This is a genomic window from Variovorax paradoxus, from assembly GCF_024734665.1.
GTDB lineage: Bacteria > Pseudomonadota > Gammaproteobacteria > Burkholderiales > Burkholderiaceae_C > Variovorax.
Genome location: NZ_CP102931.1, coordinates 4,832,583 through 4,848,546, shown reverse-complemented (window position 1 = coordinate 4,848,546; position 15,964 = coordinate 4,832,583). Strand labels below are relative to the sequence as shown.

Annotated in this window: 14 protein-coding genes; 7 read left to right on the top strand and 7 right to left on the bottom strand. The window is 66.4% G+C overall.

Annotated features, from left to right (window positions below; translation table 11 throughout):
- Nucleotides 1-24: 24 nt before the first annotated feature.
- Nucleotides 25-1,167, bottom strand: a complete 1,143-nt coding sequence (locus tag NWF24_RS22930; protein WP_093049970.1) for an aromatic ring-hydroxylating oxygenase subunit alpha — start codon at nucleotides 1,165-1,167, stop codon at nucleotides 25-27.
- Between the two features lie 226 nt (nucleotides 1,168-1,393).
- On the opposite strand from NWF24_RS22930, the gene xseB reads away from it, so the two are divergent.
- The 4 genes from xseB to NWF24_RS22910 all read left to right on the top strand — a co-directional run bounded on the left by xseB (nucleotide 1,394) and on the right by NWF24_RS22910 (nucleotide 5,645).
- On the top strand, nucleotides 1,394-1,660 hold the full coding sequence (xseB, locus tag NWF24_RS22925; RefSeq protein WP_007829283.1) for an exodeoxyribonuclease VII small subunit: 267 nt from the start codon (nucleotides 1,394-1,396) through the stop codon (nucleotides 1,658-1,660).
- On the top strand, nucleotides 1,657-2,577 hold the full coding sequence (locus NWF24_RS22920) for a polyprenyl synthetase family protein (RefSeq protein ID WP_258350552.1): 921 nt from the start codon (nucleotides 1,657-1,659) through the stop codon (nucleotides 2,575-2,577). The genes xseB and NWF24_RS22920 overlap by 4 nt, the downstream gene beginning before the upstream one ends.
- Before the next feature lie 20 nt (nucleotides 2,578-2,597).
- On the top strand, nucleotides 2,598-4,454 hold the full coding sequence (dxs, locus tag NWF24_RS22915; RefSeq protein WP_258350551.1) for a 1-deoxy-D-xylulose-5-phosphate synthase: 1,857 nt from the start codon (nucleotides 2,598-2,600) through the stop codon (nucleotides 4,452-4,454).
- Between the two features lie 111 nt (nucleotides 4,455-4,565).
- A complete protein-coding gene (locus tag NWF24_RS22910; RefSeq protein WP_093049979.1) occupies nucleotides 4,566-5,645 on the top strand; it encodes a TRAP transporter substrate-binding protein in 1,080 nt (359 codons plus the stop codon).
- Nucleotides 5,646-5,701: 56 nt separating this feature from the next.
- On the opposite strand, the gene NWF24_RS22905 is transcribed toward NWF24_RS22910, so the two are convergent.
- The 3 genes from NWF24_RS22905 to NWF24_RS22895 form a co-directional block, all read right to left on the bottom strand.
- Nucleotides 5,702-6,190: a hypothetical protein gene (locus tag NWF24_RS22905; protein ID WP_258350550.1), complete on the bottom strand. Its 489-nt coding sequence runs from the start codon at nucleotides 6,188-6,190 to the stop codon at nucleotides 5,702-5,704.
- Nucleotides 6,187-7,728: a TRAP transporter large permease gene (locus tag NWF24_RS22900; RefSeq protein WP_258350549.1), complete on the bottom strand. Its 1,542-nt coding sequence runs from the start codon at nucleotides 7,726-7,728 to the stop codon at nucleotides 6,187-6,189. The genes NWF24_RS22905 and NWF24_RS22900 overlap by 4 nt, the downstream gene beginning before the upstream one ends.
- A 67-nt stretch (nucleotides 7,729-7,795) precedes the next feature.
- Nucleotides 7,796-8,335 carry a TRAP transporter small permease subunit gene (locus NWF24_RS22895; protein WP_258350548.1) on the bottom strand — a complete coding sequence of 180 codons (540 nt, stop codon included), beginning with the start codon at nucleotides 8,333-8,335 and terminating at the stop codon, nucleotides 7,796-7,798.
- 175 nt (nucleotides 8,336-8,510) lie between these two features.
- On the opposite strand from NWF24_RS22895, the gene NWF24_RS22890 reads away from it, so the two are divergent.
- The gene (locus NWF24_RS22890) at nucleotides 8,511-9,812 is read left to right on the top strand and encodes an SUMF1/EgtB/PvdO family nonheme iron enzyme (RefSeq protein WP_258350547.1); all 1,302 of its coding nucleotides are present in this window, start codon (nucleotides 8,511-8,513) and stop codon (nucleotides 9,810-9,812) included.
- A gap of 3 nt (nucleotides 9,813-9,815) precedes the next feature.
- Here the strand turns inward: NWF24_RS22890 and NWF24_RS22885 are convergent, their stop codons facing one another.
- Nucleotides 9,816-11,258, bottom strand: coding sequence for an MFS transporter (locus NWF24_RS22885; RefSeq protein ID WP_258350546.1), 1,443 nt, complete (start codon nucleotides 11,256-11,258; stop codon nucleotides 9,816-9,818).
- A gap of 77 nt (nucleotides 11,259-11,335) precedes the next feature.
- Complete coding sequence (locus NWF24_RS22880; protein WP_258350545.1) at nucleotides 11,336-12,691, bottom strand: aspartate aminotransferase family protein; 1,356 nt, start codon at nucleotides 12,689-12,691, stop codon at nucleotides 11,336-11,338.
- A 106-nt stretch (nucleotides 12,692-12,797) separates the two neighbouring features.
- On the opposite strand from NWF24_RS22880, the gene NWF24_RS22875 reads away from it, so the two are divergent.
- Complete coding sequence (locus NWF24_RS22875) at nucleotides 12,798-13,757, top strand: LysR family transcriptional regulator (RefSeq protein WP_093075326.1); 960 nt, start codon at nucleotides 12,798-12,800, stop codon at nucleotides 13,755-13,757.
- Nucleotides 13,758-13,763: 6 nt separating this feature from the next.
- Here the strand turns inward: NWF24_RS22875 and NWF24_RS22870 are convergent, their stop codons facing one another.
- Nucleotides 13,764-14,528 carry a FadR/GntR family transcriptional regulator gene (locus NWF24_RS22870; RefSeq protein WP_258350544.1) on the bottom strand — a complete coding sequence of 255 codons (765 nt, stop codon included), beginning with the start codon at nucleotides 14,526-14,528 and terminating at the stop codon, nucleotides 13,764-13,766.
- 206 nt (nucleotides 14,529-14,734) lie between these two features.
- Between NWF24_RS22870 and NWF24_RS22865 the strand changes: the two genes are divergently transcribed.
- Nucleotides 14,735-15,940, top strand: coding sequence for an ABC transporter substrate-binding protein (locus NWF24_RS22865; RefSeq protein ID WP_258350543.1), 1,206 nt, complete (start codon nucleotides 14,735-14,737; stop codon nucleotides 15,938-15,940).
- The last annotated feature ends 24 nt before the right edge of the window (nucleotides 15,941-15,964 follow it).

Here is a 15,964-nt window from a genome sequence, read left to right as displayed (position 1 = left end):
CGGCGAGTGCGGGGCGGGCCGGTTTCAGGCTGGTTTCTGCATCGCGGCCTTGTACCACTCGTGGAACTGCTGCATGCCGTCTTCCATCGGGCTCTGGTAGGGGCCGGTCTCGTTGTCGCCGCGCAGCATCAGCGCGCGGCGTCCGGCGTCCATGCGCTCGGCGATCTCGTCGTCTTCCACGCAGGTTTCCATGTAGGCGGCCTGCTGGGCCTCGACGAACTCGCGCTCGAAGGCGACGATTTCCTCGGGGTAGAAGAACTCGACCATGTTGAGCGTCTTCGTCGGGCTCACCGGGTGCAGGGTCGACACCGTGAGCACGTGCGGATACCACTCGACCATCACGTGCGGGTAGTAAGTGAGCCAGATGGCGCCGTACTTCGGCGGCTTGCCGTCGCGGTACTTGAGCAGCTGCTCCTGCCACTTCTGGTAGACCGGGCTGCCCGCGCGGCCCAGGCGGTTGGCCACGCCTACCGTTTGCACCGAATAGTGGGGCTTGAACTCCCAGCGCAGGTCGTCGCAGGTGACGAAGCTGCCCAGGCCCGGGTGGAACGGGCCGACGTGGTAGTCCTCGAGGTAGACCTCGATGAAGGTCTTCCAGTTGTAGTTGCACTCGTGCAGCTCGACGCGGTCGAGCGCGTAGCCGCTGAAATCCAGGTCGGCCTGCGGGCCGAGGCCGGCCATGTCGGCCGCCACGTCGGGGCCCGAGCCGTCTGCGTTCTTCTCGAAAAGAAGGCCGTTCCACTCGGTGAGCGGGTAGTTGTGCAGGTTCAGGCAGGGGTCCTGCTCGAAATGCGGGGCGCCGATCAGCGTGCCGGTGGTGCGCGAATCGCTCGCGGCATAGGTCCAGCGGTGCAGCGGGCACACGATGTTGCCGCCGGCCTGGTTGTCGAGCTGGCCCCGTCCCTGGAGGATCAGGGCCTGGCGGTGGCGGCAGACGTTGGAAATCAGCTCTACGCCCTTGGGCGTATGGACCAGCGCACGGCCCTGATGCTCCTGCGGCAGGGTGTGGAAGTCGCCCATTTCGGGCACGGCCAGGCGATGGCCGACGTAGCGGGGCCCTCGCGCGAAAAGGTTTTGCATTTCGCGGGCGTAGAGCGCCTCGTCGAAATACGCGGAAACTGGAAGTTGGCTCGCGGCCTGCTGCAGTTGAAGACTTAAATCAGACATGGAGGACCTGACCAAGCTCCCCACAGGGAGAAAAAAGAAAAGAACGGAAGGCGCCGCCAGGAAGAGTCGGCGGCCCGGAGAGGGTGTTGACGTCGTCAACGAGAGAAGTTCGCATTGTACCCGGGGGGCATTTTTGTGCCCCCGGCTTTTCACCCAGGCCGGCGGCGGTCGCCAGTTGTTTCGATCCCAGTCCTAAAATGCCCGATTTCACCCACGTTTCGCTTGCATGCCCAAGGTGCCCCCCCCTTCCTCGTCCAGCCCGGCGGCAACGCCCGATACGGGCCCGCTGCCTGCCAGTTACGAAGCCGGGCTCCAGGAACTGGAGCAACTGGTGGCGGAACTCGAATCGGGCCAGTTGCCCCTCGACCAGCTGCTAGTCAGCTACCAGCGCGGCGCGGCGCTGCTCGCCTTCTGCCGCGACAAGCTGCAGGCGGTCGAAGACCAGATCAAGGTGCTCGATTCGGGCAGCCTGAAGGTCTGGACGCCTGAATGAGCGCCGCCGCGCTGAAATCCAGCCATTGGGACGCCCGCACGCTAGCCGGCTGGAGCGACCCCCACCTGGCGAATGTCGAAGCGGCGCTGTCGCGCTGGGTCGGCGTCGACGCCCCCGTGCTGCTGGGCGACGCCATGCGCTATGCCGTGCTCGACGGCGGCAAGCGCCTGCGGCCCCTGCTGGTGCTGGCCGCCAGCGAGGCCGTCGGCGGCAACCGCGCCGCCGCCCTGCGTGCGGCCTGCGCTACGGAACTGATTCACGCCTATTCGCTGGTGCACGACGACCTGCCGTGCATGGACAACGACGTGCTGCGCCGCGGCAAGCCCACCGTTCACGTGAAATTCGGCGAGGCCGATGCCCTGCTGGCCGGAGACGCGCTGCAGGCCCTGGCCTTCGAGCTGCTCACGCCCGCTGGCGACGAGATTCCCGCTGCCACCCAGGCCCTGCTGTGCCGCCTGCTCGCGCGCGCTGCGGGCAGCCAGGGCATGGCCGGCGGCCAGGCCATCGACCTGGCCAGCGTCGGCATTGCGCTTGACGAAACGCAGCTGCGCGAAATGCACCGCCTGAAGACTGGCGCGCTGCTGCAGGGCAGCGTCGAGATGGGCGCCGCCTGCGGTTCGGTCACTCCTGCGGCATTGGCCGCGCTGCGCGACTACGGCGCGGCCATCGGCCTCGCGTTCCAGGTGGTCGACGACATCCTCGACGTCACGGCCGATTCGCAGACCCTGGGCAAGACCGCCGGCAAGGACGCCGCGGCCGACAAGCCCACCTATGTGTCGCTGCTCGGCCTCGACGGCGCGCGCGCCCAGGCCCGCCAGCTGCTGGCCGATGCGCTCGCCGCCCTCGAAAAGAGCGGCCTGGCGGATACCGCAGCCCTGCGCGCGCTGGCCCACATGGTGGTCGACCGCGACCGCTGAGAGAAAAGAACAACCCCCACATGGCTCCGCTGCTTCCCACACTTCACGACCCCTCGCCGATCCGCAAATACGACCGGGCCCAGCTGCGCCAGCTGTCCGATGAGGTGCGCGCCAGCGTGCTCGACAACGTCTCGCGCACCGGCGGCCACCTGAGCTCCAATCTCGGCACGGTCGAACTCACGGTCGCGCTGCACCATGTGTTCAACACGCCGCACGACCGACTGGTGTGGGACGTGGGCCACCAGACCTACCCGCACAAGATCCTCACGGGCCGGCGCGAGCGCATGCCCACGCTGCGGCAGATCGGCGGCATCTCGGGCTTTCCGCAACGCAGCGAGAGCGAGTACGACACCTTTGGCACGGCCCATTCGTCGACCAGCATCTCGGCCGCGCTCGGCATGGCCATGGCCGCCAAGCAGAAGGGCGAAGACCGCCACACCGTGGCCATCATCGGCGACGGCGCGCTCACGGCTGGCATGGCCTTCGAGGCGCTGAACAACGCGGGCGTGTGCGACTGCAAGCTGCTCGTGATCCTGAACGACAACGACATGTCGATCAGCCCGCCGGTGGGCGCGCTCAACCGCTACCTCGCGCAGCTGATGAGCGGCAACTTCTACGCCGCCGCCAAGAACGTCGGCAAGAGCATGCTGCGCAACGCGCCGCCGCTGTTCGAGCTGGCCAAGCGCCTGGAGCAGCATGCCAAGGGCATGGTCGTGCCGGCCACGCTGTTCGAGCAGTTCGGCTTCAACTACGTGGGCCCGATCGACGGCCACGACATCGACTCGCTGGTGCCCACGCTCGAGAATCTCAAGCACCTCGAAGGCCCGCAGTTCCTGCACGTGGTCACGAAGAAGGGGCAGGGCTACAAGCTGGCCGAGGCCGACCCTGTGGCCTATCACGGCCCTGGCAAGTTCGATCCGCAGGTGGGGTTGGTCAAGTCCGCCGCGGTTGCCAAGCAGACCTTCACGCAGGTGTTCGGCCAGTGGCTGTGCGACACCGCCGCGCACGACGGCCGCCTCGTGGGCATCACGCCCGCGATGCGCGAAGGCTCGGGCCTCGTTGAATTCGAGAAGCGCTTTCCCGATCGCTACTACGACGTCGGCATCGCCGAGCAGCACGCCGTGACCTTCGCGGCCGGCCTGGCCTGCGAGGGGCTGAAGCCGGTGGTCGCGATCTACTCGACCTTCCTGCAGCGCGCGTACGACCAGCTGATCCACGACGTGGCGATCCAGAACCTGCCGGTGGTGTTCGCGCTCGACCGCGCGGGCCTCGTGGGTGCCGACGGCGCGACGCACGCGGGTGCGTACGACATTCCGTTCCTGCGCTGCATTCCGAACATGAGCATCGCCTGCCCGGCCGACGAACGCGAGTGCCGCGAGCTGCTGTCGAGCGCCTACGAGCAGAACCACCCGGTGGCCGTGCGCTATCCGCGCGGCGCGGGCGCGGGTGTCACGCCGCACCTCACGCTCGAATCCTTGCCCTTCGGCAAGGGCGAGATCCGCCGCGAAGGCAAGCGCATCGCCATCCTCGCCTTCGGCACGCTGCTGTACCCCGCGCTCACCGCCGCCGAGTCGCTCGACGCCACGGTGGTCAACATGCGCTGGGCCAAGCCGATCGACGTCGAGTTGCTGCTGAAGGTCGCGGGCACGCACGATGCCATCGTCACGCTGGAAGAGGGCGCCATCATGGGCGGCGCGGGCAGTGCGGTGCTCGAAGCACTGCAAGCCGCCAACGTGCAGAAGCCGGTGCTGCAACTCGGCTTGCCCGATCGCTTCATCGAACACGGCGATCCGGCCAAGCTGCTGGCGTCGATCGGACTGGACGCGATCGGCATCGAGGCATCGATCCGCGAGCGCTTCGTTTCGAGCGCAGGGTAAACCCCTGCCGGCGGCTGTAAGCGCGTTTTTACAATCGTCCGGACTTAGACAAAAGTCCCCAACGCGGTCACAAGCCGCGTTTTGTTTTTCCAAGAACTCGGAGAGCTATCAATGGATCGTCGTTCCCTCATCAAAAACGCCGGCATCGCGGGCGTTCTGGCTGCCGGCATCGCACCCGCGGTTCACGCCCAAGCCACCGTTCGCTGGCGCCTGGCGTCGAGTTTTCCCAAGTCGCTGGACACCATCTTCGGCACCGCCGAGGTGTTCTCGAAGAGCGTCAGCGACATGACGGGCGGCAAGTTCCAGATTTCCGTGCATGCCGGCGGCGAGCTGATGCCCGCGTTCGGCGTGGTCGACGGCGTGCAGAACGCCTCGGTCGAAATGGCCCACACGGCCCCGTACTACTTCTACGGCAAGGACCCGACCTTCTGCCTGGGCTGCGCAGTGCCCTTCGGCATGAACACCCGCCAGCAGAACGCCTGGATGTACGAAGGCAACGGCCTGAAGCTGATGCGCGCGTTCTATGCCAAGTACAACATCATCAACCTGCCGGGCGGCAACACCGGCGCGCAGATGGGCGGCTGGTTCCGCAAGGAAATCAAGTCGGTCGCCGACCTGAAGGGCCTGAAGTTCCGCACCAACCCGTTCGCGGGCAAGGTGCTCGAGCCCTTCGGCGTGATCCCGCAATCGATTCCCGGTGCCGACCTGTACCCGGCGCTCGAAAAGGGCACGCTGGACGGCCTCGAATGGGTCGGCCCGTATGACGACCAGAAGCTGGGCTTCAACAAGATCGCGCCGTTCTACTACTACCCAGGCTGGTGGGAAGGCGGCCCCGAGCTCGACTTCTACATCAACACCAAGGCATGGGAAGGCCTGTCGGCCGAGTACAAGGCCATCGTCGAGGCAGCTGCCGCGCACGCCAACATCACGATGACGGCGAAGTACGACTCCAAGAACCCGATCGCGCTGAAGCAGCTCGTGGGCTCGGGCACCAAGCTGCGCCCGTTCTCGCAGGACGTGATGAACGCCGCCTTCAAGTCGGCTCAGCAGATCTACTCGGACCTGAACAACACCAACCCCGAGTGGAAGAAGATCTACGGCGACTGGTCGAAATTCCTGGCCGACCAGAACGCCTGGTTCCGCTACACGGAAGGCACGTTCGACCGCTTCATGCAGCAGCAGAAGCTGTAAGCAGGCGCCTCGCGCACTGCATGCAAAAAGCCCCGCTGGAACCAGCGGGGCTTTTTTTATTTCGTCGACCCGGTCTCGGTTTCAGGTGCGTCCGGCTTCGGTGGAATGGAGCGCTTCGCCACCTGTTCGCCGAAGGCCACGAGCACGCTCGCATCGGCCGAGTGGAACCACGTCATGCCGCCGTAGCGCCGCCGCACCAGCAGCCGTGGCGCGATCACGCGTTCGAGCATGCGGATGTGCACCAGCTTGAGCTGGGCCACTTCCTGCGCGCTCACGCGCTTGTTCCAGAGCCAGGTCTGGATCAGCACGTCGCCTTCGAGCCGGGTGCGGCTGTAGACGATCCAGTAGCCGACCCACACCACGCACAGCGCCGCAATGCCGAACACCACGAGGGCGCTCGTGGACCACGCGGTGCTGCGCAGCGAGGGCAGGCTCCAGATCGCGAAGGCGAAGAGATCGACCACCAGCACCACCGCCAGCGTGCGCAGCAGCGCAGGGAAGGCGGGGCTTTCGAGCGGAGGGGTGCTGCCGCCGTCGTCGCTCACGGCTTGGTGGCTTCGCCGGAAGCCGGCGGCGCCGCCGGTGTTTCTTCCGGCGTCTTCTTCTCGTTGCCGAACGGGTCTTCCATGTTCACGCCATTGCTGTCGGGCGCGGGCGGCGGCTCTGCGTCGGCAGGCATGTCGAGGTTGACCTTGTCGATGTCAACGACCTTTTCCTTCTCGAGGAACACGGTGACCGTCTGCGGAAAGAAGATCACGATGGCCACCAGCAGCAGCTGCATCAGCACCCACGGCACGGCGCCCAGGTAGATGTCGCGCGATTCCACCTTCTTGGGTAGCGCCCCGTTCTTGAAGAGGGTGTCCGCGATGCCCCGCAAATAGAACAGCGCAAAGCCGAACGGTGGGTGCATGAACGAGGTCTGCATGTTCACGCACAGCAGCACGCCGAACCACACCATGTCGATGCCCAGCTTGTGGGCCACGGGGCCCAGCAGCGGCAGGATGATGAAGGCGATCTCGAAGAAGTCGAGGAAGAACGCGAGGAAGAACACGAAGATGTTCACCGCGATCAGGAAGCCCACCTGGCCGCCCGGCAGGCCCGAGAGCATGTGCTCGATCCACTTGGCGCCGTCGACGCCCTGGAACACCAGCGAGAACACGCGCGAGCCGATGAGGATGAACACCACCATCGCCGTCAGGCGCATGGTGCCTTCCATCGCGTCCTTCATCAGCTGCCAGTTCAGGCGGCGATGGATCAGCGCGAGGATGAGCGAGCCCACCGCGCCCATCGCGCCGGCTTCGGTCGGCGTGGCGATGGCCTTGTCCATGAAGGGCAGGCCGCCCATCGAGCCGAGCACCGCGAAGATCAGGATGGCCGATGGGATGATGCCGCGCAGGCACTTGCCCCACAGCGCCCAGCCGTTCAGCGTGCGCGCGCTGGCCGGCAGGCCCGGCACGTAGTGCGAGCGCAGCCGCCCGACCATGAAGGTGTAGATCGCGAAGATGATGACCTGCAGGATCGACGGACCCCAGGCGCCCTTGTACATCTGGCCCACGTCGGTGCCGAGCTGGTCGGCCATGACGATCAGCACCAGCGAAGGTGGCACCAGCTGCGTGATGGTGCCCGACGCGGCGAGCACGCCGGTCGAGTAGCGCATGTCGTAGCCGTAGCGCATCATGATCGGCAGCGAGATCATCGCCATTGCAATCACCTGGCCGGCCACCGTGCCGGTGATGGCGCCGAGGATGAAGCCCACGATGATCACCGAGTAGCCGAGGCCGCCGCGGATAGGGCCGAAGAGCTGGCCCATCGAGTCGAGCATGTCCTCCGCCAATCCGCATTTCTCCAGTACGGCTCCCATCAATGTGAAGAACGGGATCGCGAGAAGCGTCTCGTTCGACAGGATGCCGAACACGTTCAGCGGCAGGTTGGCCATGAAGCCGGCCGGGAACCAGCCCATCTCGATGGCGAAGAAGCCGCAGATCAGGCCGAGGGCCGAGAGCGAGAACGCGACCGGGAACCCGATCAGCATGATCACCACGAGCCCCGCGAACATGATCGGGGCGAAATTTTCCATGTGCATTTCTACTTATCCTGCGGTGCGGGAGAGGGCTAGGCCAGAAGGGGCGCGGGGATGCGAAAAGCGCCCGTCACTGCACCGGCTTCTCGTAGTGCGTGTCCATCTCGATCAGGCCGCGCAGGTAGGCAATGCGCTTGATGATTTCGGCAACGCCCTGCAGGAACATCGCGGCAAAGCCCACGGGCATCAGCAGCGCGGCGGGCCAGCGGATCAGGCCGCCGATGTTGCCCGACATCTCGCCCGTGACCCACATGTTCCAGAACATGGGCCAGGTGACGTAGGTGAAGAGGGCCATCACCGGCAGCAGGAAGAAGGTCAGGCCAAACAGGTCGACGTACACCGGCCCGTGGCCCTTGAGCTTGCCGTAGATGATGTCCACGCGCACATGCTCGTTGAAGCGAAGCACCACAGGCGCGCCGAGCATCACGGTGGCGGCGAACAGGTACCACTGGATCTCGAGGAACGCGTTGTTGCTGAAGTCGAAGCCGTAGCGGACGAGGGCGTTGGCCGCCGAAATGAGCGAGGCCGCCAGGACGGCGTAGCCGGCGATCTTGCCGAGTTTTTCGCTGATCCAGTCCATGCCGGTCGCGAATTTGAGGAATGCAGACAAGGGGGTGTCTCCCGCGAAGCCCAAGGTGAAACGCCGGCTCCTGGTGGGAGCTGCGCAAAGCCCGAGATGTTACCCCGTTGAACCTTTGTATCTACTTGGCATGAGGGGCGGGGTTTACCCGGAATCCGGGTCTTGTCCGGGGCGTGGGAGGCGGCCCTGGTCGCCATAATCGTCCATGTCTTCGCGCCTGCCGCCTTCGACGCCTTCGGGCGCCATGGGCCTGCCCCATTCGATCGATTCGCCCGACATGTGCCGCGCGGGCCGCGAGCTGTTGTCCCTGGCGCTGATCGACGCGCGCAACCACACGCTGCACCTGCTGTCGCTCTACGAGGAGGCCCTGGGCGCCGAAGCGCTTGCCGTGCCGCCCGTGCCGGAGGAAGAGGGCGTGGTGCCGCCGGTCTGGCTGGCCGGCCACATCGGCTGGTTTGCCGAATGGTGGATCGGGCGCAACACCCAGCGTGCCTTCGGCGTCGACTGCCCGGTGCGGCCCACACGCCTGGCGCCCATCGACCCCGGCGCCGACGACTGGTGGAACCCGTCGCAGAGTACGCCCGGCCGCCGCTGGTCGCCCGACCTGCCCGACCTCGCCCAGACCAAGGCCTACCTGCTCGAAACGCTGGAGAGCACGCTCGAACTGCTCGAGAACGCGGCCGAGACCGATGCCGGCCTGTACTTCTACCGCCTCGCGCTGTTCCATGAAGACCTGCGCGGCGAACAGTTCGTGGTGATGGCGCAGACGCTGGGGCTGCCCCTGGGCGTCGAGCAGGCGCCCATCGCCGTCACGCGCGAGCCGCTGCTGCTGCCGGCCACGCGCTGGGAGCTGGGCATGCCCGAGGGCGGCTTCGCCTTTGCGCAGGAGCGCGCGGCGCACCGGGTCGACGTGCCCGAGTTCGAGATCGACGCGCAGCCCGTCACCTGGAACCAGTACATCGAATTCGTCGACGACGGCGGCTACGACCGCGAGGAGCTGTGGCACGGCGAAGGCTGGCGCTGGCTCGGGGCGCAGATCGAAGGCCGGCGCGGGCCCCGCCATGTCGAGCAGATCGGCGCGGCGCGCAACGGCACGGGCGGTTCGGTGCTGCAGCAGCGCTTTGGCGTGACCGTGCGTGCGGCAGGCCATCACAGCGCCGTGCACCTGAGCTGGTGGGAGGCCGACGCCTGGGCGCGCTGGGCCGGACGGCGCATCGCGACCGAAGTCGAATGGGAGATCGCTGCGCACACGGCCGCGCGGCGTGGTTTTCGCTGGGCCGACGTGCATGAATGGACGGCGGGCACGCTGCAGCCGTGGCCCGGGTATCGGGCCGATCCGTGGAGCGCGGGGGGAGAGTTCGATCCTGCGGCTGCTTTCGGGCGGGCGCGCGTGCTGCGCGGGGCTTCGTTCGCGACGCGTGCGCGCCTGCGTTCTCCGCGCCGTCGTGGCTTTGCGCTGCCTGAGCGTGACGACGGCTTCTTCGGCTTCCGGACCTGCGCGCTGTAGCGCTTAGCGCTCGCCGCCAGCTTCGGACGACAACGGCGGCGCCACTTCCTCCAGCGGCTTGCGCTCAGCATCGGCCGCATAGCGCAAGGCCAGCAGCCCCGCGACGATGACCAGCACCGCGCCGATGCCGTAGCCCACCATCACCGCGCCCCGGCTGCCGGTTTCGATCAGCAGGCCGAACAGCAGCGGCGCAGCGAAGCCGCCCGCACCCATGCCGACCGCGTAGAAGATCGCGATGGCCATGGCCCGCATCTCCAGCGGAAACACCTCGCTCACCGTGAGGTACGCCGAGCTCGCCGCCGCCGACGCCAGGAAGAACACAGCCGACCAGCACAACGCCTGACTGCGCGCGTCGAGCCAGCCCATCATGAAAGCCCAGCCCGTGAGCGCGAGGCCGACGCCTGCGAGTACGTACGTCAGCGCAATCATCCGGCGCCGGCCCACGCTGTCGAACAGCGGGCCCAGCAGCAGCGGCCCGAGCACGTTGCCCAGGGCAAACGGAAAGATGTAGAGCGCCACGCTGCCCTCGGGCACGCCGTAGAAGCGGGTGAGCACCAGCGCGTAGGTGAAGAAGATCGCGTTGTAGAAGAAGGCCTGCGAGATCATCAGCGCCAGCGCGACCATGCTGCGCTGCGGGTAGCGCCTGAGCAGCACGCGCGCCACTTCGCGCATCGACGGGCTGTTGGCGCGTGCGGCCGTGTAGTTCACTGCAGGGCCTTGCGGCGCGGGCAACGGACCGTGCTGCGCCTCGATCTCCGCTTCGATCTGGTCGACGATGCGTTTCGCCTCATCGGCGCGTCCGTGTGCAATGAGCCAGCGCGGGCTCTCGGGCACGTCGCGCCGTACCAGCAAGATAGCTACCGCCAGCACCGCGCCCAGCGCGAAGCCCGCGCGCCAGCCCCACACCGGGCCGATCACGCGCGCGTCGAGCAGCACCAGGCTGAGCGCCGCGCCCAGCGCCGCACCTATCCAGAAGCTGCCATTGATCGCGAGGTTGACGCGCCCGCGCACGCGCGCCGGAATCAGTTCGTCGATGGCCGAGTTGATGGCCGCGTACTCGCCGCCGATGCCAAGCCCCGTGACGAAGCGGCACAGCGCGAAGAAAGCAAAGTTGGGAGAAAACGCCGTGGCCAGCGTGCCGACCGTGTAGACCACCAGCGTGATGAGAAAGAGCTTCTTGCGCCCGAGCCGGTCGGTGAGCCGCCCGAAGAGCAGGGCGCCGAGCACCGCACCCGCCACGTACACCGAGCCCGACAGCCCGATCTCGCCGGCCGTGAGCCCGAGCGTGTCTGGCCGCTCCAGCACCGCGCCGATGGAGCCGACCAGCGTAACTTCGAGCCCGTCGAGCACCCAGGCCACGCCCAGCGCGATCACCACGCGCCAGTGCCAGCGCGACCACGGCAGGCGGTCCAGGCGGGCGGGGATGTCGCTGCTCAGTACCGTCATGCCGCCGATTATTGGAAGGCGGCCGGCGTGCCGCCTGTAGGACCCGGCCTCCGATCAGGCCGGGAGCCGAAGCAGGCTCAGGCCGTCTCGGCCAGTGCGTCGGCCAGTGCGTTGACCATGCGGTCGATCTCGGCCTTCTCAGCGATGAAGGGCGGGGCGAGCTGGATGGTGTCGCCGCCGTAGCGCACGTAGAAGCCCTTCTTCCAGCAGTTCATCGCGATCTCGTACGGACGGCGTGCAGGCTCGCCCGGCAGCGCGGCGATCGTGAGGCCGGCCGCGAGGCCGTAGTTGCGGATGTCGGTGATGTGCTTGCTGCCCTTCAGGCTGTGCACAGCGTTCTCGAAATGCGGCGCCAGCGCCTGCACGCGGCCGATCATGTCTTCCTTCTGCAGCACGTCGAGCGCGGCGATGCCAGCGGCGCAGGCCACGGGGTGCGCGCCGTAGGTGTAGCCGTGCGGGAACTCGAGCATGTAGTCGGGGCCGCCGGCGGCCATGAAGGTGTCGTAGATCTCCTTGCTGGCGACCACGGCGCCCATCGGTTGCGCGCCGTTGGTCACCTGCTTGGCGATGTTCATGATGTCGGGCGTCACGCCGAAGGCTTCTGCGCCGGTGAGCGCGCCGCAGCGGCCGAAACCGGTGATCACTTCGTCGAAGATCAGCAGGATGTTGTTCGCGGTGCAGATGTCGCGCAGGCGCTTCAGGTAGCCCTTGGGCGGAATCACCACGCCGGCCGAGCCAGCGAAGGGTTCGACGATCACGGCCGCGATGTTCGATGCGTCGTGCAGCGCGATCAGGTCGAGCAGGCGGTCGGCCAGCTCGGCGCCGTTCTCGGCCATGCCGCGCGTGAAGGCGTTCGATGCGAGCTGCGTGTGCGGCAGGTGGTCGGCTTCGACGCCCTGGCCGAAGAGCTTGCGGTTGGCCGCGATGCCGCCGACCGAGATGCCGCCGTAGTTGACGCCGTGGTAGCCCTTCTCGCGGCCGATCAGGCGCGTCTTGCTCGCCTGGCCCTTGGTGCGCCAGTAGGCGCGCGCCATCTTCAGCGAGGTGTCGGCGGCTTCGGAGCCCGAGCCGGTGAAGAACACGTAGTCGAGGCCCGCGGGCGTCATTTCCTTGATCTTGTTGGCCAGCTCGAAGGAGAGCGGGTGGCCGAACTGGAAGGCGGGCGAGTAGTCGAGCTTGGCGATCTGGCGGCTCACCGCCTCGGTGATTTCGGGGCGGCCGTGGCCAAGGCCCGAGCACCACAGGCCCGAGAGGCCGTCGAAGATCTTGCGCCCGTCGATGTCGGTGAAGTAGGCGCCCTTGGCCTCCACGATGATCCGCGGATCGGCCTTGAAGTTGCGGTTGCCGGTGTAGGGCATCCAGTGCGCGTCGAGCCAGGCGGCGTCGGTGCGCGCGGTGGGCGTCGGTTCGATGGCGGGCGTTGCGAGGGTCATGGCGCTTCCCGCGCGGGGCGGGCTCCGGGGGTAATGGGATGTGCCGATTGTTGGCAGAGCCTTCAGTGTGGAGAATGGCGCAATATCAATGTTCACTTGACACTTCATGCAAGTAAAGGCCAAAGCCCGAAGCGGTGCCCAAAACAGTGCCCGCAACCGCGCCGTATTGGGGCAGCTCAGCGACATGGACCTGCGCCTGCTCAAGGTGTTCAAGAGCGTGGTTGACTGCGGCGGCATGGCGGCCGCCGAACTGGAGCTGAACATCGGCACTTCCACCGTGAGCCGCCACGTGAAAGACCTGGAGACGCGGCTGGGCCTCGTGCTGTGCCGGCGCGGTCGGGCGGGTTTTGCGCTCACCGCCGAGGGGCAGCGCGTGTACGACGAGACGCTGCGCCTGCTGGCTTCGGTCGATGCCTTCCGCGGCAGCATCGACGACATCCACAACCGCATGGGCGGGCAACTGGACGTGGCACTGTTTGACAAGACGGCGACCAACCCGAAGGCGCGCATCGGCGAGGCCATCGCGCGTTTTACCGAGATCGCGCCCGAGGTGACCCTGGCGCTGCACGTGGGCTCGATCAACGCCATAGAGCAGGGCGTGCTGGAGGGCAATTTCCAGATCGGCATCATCCCGGCGCACCGCAGCTCCAAGAGCCTTGTGTACGCCGACCTGTTCGACGAGACGATGCTGCTGTATTGCGGCGCGAAGCACCCGCTGTTCGGCGCCGATCACGCCAGGCTCACCTGGGCCAAACTGCGCGAGCACCATTTCGCGGGGCTCGGCTACCACTCGCCGAACATGGAGCTGAGTCACCGCGCAAAGCTGTCGCGCAAGGCCACCGGCTTCGACCAGGAGGCGATTGCAACGCTGATTCTTTCGGGGCGCTTCCTGGGCTTTCTGCCCGACCACTACGCGCAGGTGTTCGAACAGCGTGGGCTGATGAAGGCGGTGCTGCCGGCGCGTTTCAACTATGCGTGCCGCTTCGTCAGCCTGCTGCGGCGTTCGCCGAAGCCGTCACGGGCGGTGTTGGCGTTTCAGGAGTGCCTGGAGAAGGCGCACCGGTAAGGCAGGTCAGCGCTGCCCGCTCGGCAGCAGCAGATGCTTGGCGCCGATGTGCGCCTCCATCTCGTGCATGTGCTGCTCGGCATCGACCATGTGCTCGGCCATCAACCGGCGCACTTCTTCGGCGTCTTCCTTGCGGTAGGCCGCCAGCAGCTGCGTGTGATAGTCGACGTTGGCCTCGCCGAAGTGGTGGTGGTCCAGCGCCTTCTTGTAGACCACGAGGTCGCGCAGCAGGTCGTTGAGAAAACGGCACATGAAGGAGAGCACCGGATTGGGGCAGCTCTCGGCCAGCATCGTGTGAAAGCCGAGTTCGGCCTCGCGCTGCGTGCGCAGTTCGTCTTCGTTGGTCGGCTCGATGGTGCACAGCCGGACGTTTTCTTCCAGCTGCTCGAACTGCTCGGGTGTCAGTCGGCCCACCACGCTCACGGCCAGCTCGGGCTCCAGCGCCTTGCGCAGCTGGTAGATGTGGTGCCCGTCGAGATGATGAAAGTGCAGGAAGTTGCGCAGTGGCTCCGATGCATGGTCCACCGACACCTGCTGCAGATACGCCCCGCCGCCGGGGCCGGTGCGGATGGAGACCAGGCCGCGCACCTCCAGCGCCTTCAATGCCTCGCGCACCGTGCTCTTCGAATAGCCGAAAAGCTCGATCAGTTCTTTCTCGTTCGGTAGCCGGTCGCCGGGCTGCTTGCGCTCCGCCACGATCCAGCGCTTGACGTCTTCGACGATGACGTCCGAGAGCTTTTGCCGCTTCGGGCGGTTCTGCCCCACTCTCATTCACACGCTCCATACCCATCGGGAGATGCGCGGGATGCGCAACAGCGGGCGATCTTAAACGGCGTCAAGCGAAGAGGCGGTCTGGTTTTGGGCACAAGGATTGCTAGAGGGTTTTTACCAGCATATTAATCCGATTTATCCGCTTAAATTCGCCAGCGCTCGCAGGCACCACCTTTTCCTTACTTCCCACCACGACCGGAGAACTCATGCAACGCAGACACCTTCTTCAGCTGGCCGCCCTGTCGGCTGCCCCCGCTTCGCTCCTGGGCGGCCGCGCGGCCTTTGCCCAATCGGCGGACGCGATCCGCTTCGGCTGCCCGGTCCCGATGTCGGGTGCGTTCGCGGCCAACGGCAAGTTCGCCGACCTGGGCATGAAGCTGGCCATCGAGCAGTACGGCAGCGTGCTGAAGCGCCCGCTGGCCTACACGGTGCTCGACACCGAAGGCAAGCCGGCCACCGCCGTGCGCAAGGTGCAGGAAGCCTCGCAGCAGCAGGGCGCGAAGTTCTTCGCGGGCGGCATCCTGTCGTCGGAAGCGCTGGCCATGGGCAAGGAAGCCGAGAAGGCCGGCGGCCTGTTCATCACCACCGCTGGCGCCGACGAAATCACCGGCAAGGACTGCAACCCCGCCACCTTCCGCTGGTCGGTGCCCACCTTCGGCGCCATCGAGCAGACGGTGCGCCCGCTGATCGCCTCGATGCCCAAGGCCAAGCGCTGGTACACCATCACGCCGCAGTACGTGTTCGGCGACGGCCTGCTGAGCGCGGCCAAGAACATCTTCCAGGAGAAGGGCATCGAGCACGTAGGCAACAGCTACCACTCGCTCAACGAGAAAGAGTTCAGCGGCTACCTCACCAACGCGATGGCCGCCAAGCCCGACGTGCTGCTGCTGCTGAACTTCGGCGCGCAGTCGTCGGCTGCGCTGCGCCAGGCGGTGAGCTTCGGCATGCACAAGAACATGACGATCCTCATGGCCTGGGCCTCGGGGCTGGAGCAGTTCGACGAGCTGGGTGCCGACCTGTGCGACGGCGTCTACTTCGGCGCGCAGTACTGGCACACGGCCGACACCACGCTCAACAAGGACCTGGTGAAGCGCACCGCCGACAAGCTCAAGATCGTGCCCAACTACAGCCTCGCCGGCTCGTACGTCTGCACCAAGATCCTGATCGACGGCATCGTGAAGGCGGGCTCGGTCGACCAGAAGGCGGTGATCGCAGCGCTCGAAGGCATGAAGTTCGACGGCCTCACAGGTACGGAAGAAATCCGCAAGGCCGACCACCAGGTCATCAAGGACTACTACCTGCTCAAGGGCAAGGCCAAGTCGAAGATGAAGGACGCCGCCGACTACGTTGACGTGGTCAGCTCCGGCAAGTCCTTCCTGCCCGTCGACAAGACCGGCTGCAAGCTGGCCTGAGCACACAAAGGACACCGACGCGCC

Excerpts from the sequence above, each read along its gene's own strand:
- NWF24_RS22930 (WP_093049970.1), bottom strand. The coding sequence starts at position 1,167 with ATGTCTGATTTAAGTCTTCAACTGCAGCAGGCCGCGAGCCAACTTCCA.
- xseB (WP_007829283.1), top strand. The coding sequence starts at position 1,394 with ATGCCCAAGGTGCCCCCCCCTTCCTCGTCCAGCCCGGCGGCAACGCCC.
- NWF24_RS22920 (WP_258350552.1), top strand. The coding sequence starts at position 1,657 with ATGAGCGCCGCCGCGCTGAAATCCAGCCATTGGGACGCCCGCACGCTA.
- dxs (WP_258350551.1), top strand. The coding sequence starts at position 2,598 with ATGGCTCCGCTGCTTCCCACACTTCACGACCCCTCGCCGATCCGCAAA.
- NWF24_RS22910 (WP_093049979.1), top strand. The coding sequence starts at position 4,566 with ATGGATCGTCGTTCCCTCATCAAAAACGCCGGCATCGCGGGCGTTCTG.
- NWF24_RS22900 (WP_258350549.1), bottom strand. The coding sequence starts at position 7,728 with ATGCACATGGAAAATTTCGCCCCGATCATGTTCGCGGGGCTCGTGGTG.
- NWF24_RS22890 (WP_258350547.1), top strand. The coding sequence starts at position 8,511 with ATGTCTTCGCGCCTGCCGCCTTCGACGCCTTCGGGCGCCATGGGCCTG.
- NWF24_RS22885 (WP_258350546.1), bottom strand. The coding sequence starts at position 11,258 with ATGACGGTACTGAGCAGCGACATCCCCGCCCGCCTGGACCGCCTGCCG.
- NWF24_RS22880 (WP_258350545.1), bottom strand. The coding sequence starts at position 12,691 with ATGACCCTCGCAACGCCCGCCATCGAACCGACGCCCACCGCGCGCACC.
- NWF24_RS22875 (WP_093075326.1), top strand. The coding sequence starts at position 12,798 with ATGCAAGTAAAGGCCAAAGCCCGAAGCGGTGCCCAAAACAGTGCCCGC.
- NWF24_RS22870 (WP_258350544.1), bottom strand. The coding sequence starts at position 14,528 with ATGAGAGTGGGGCAGAACCGCCCGAAGCGGCAAAAGCTCTCGGACGTC.
- NWF24_RS22865 (WP_258350543.1), top strand. The coding sequence starts at position 14,735 with ATGCAACGCAGACACCTTCTTCAGCTGGCCGCCCTGTCGGCTGCCCCC.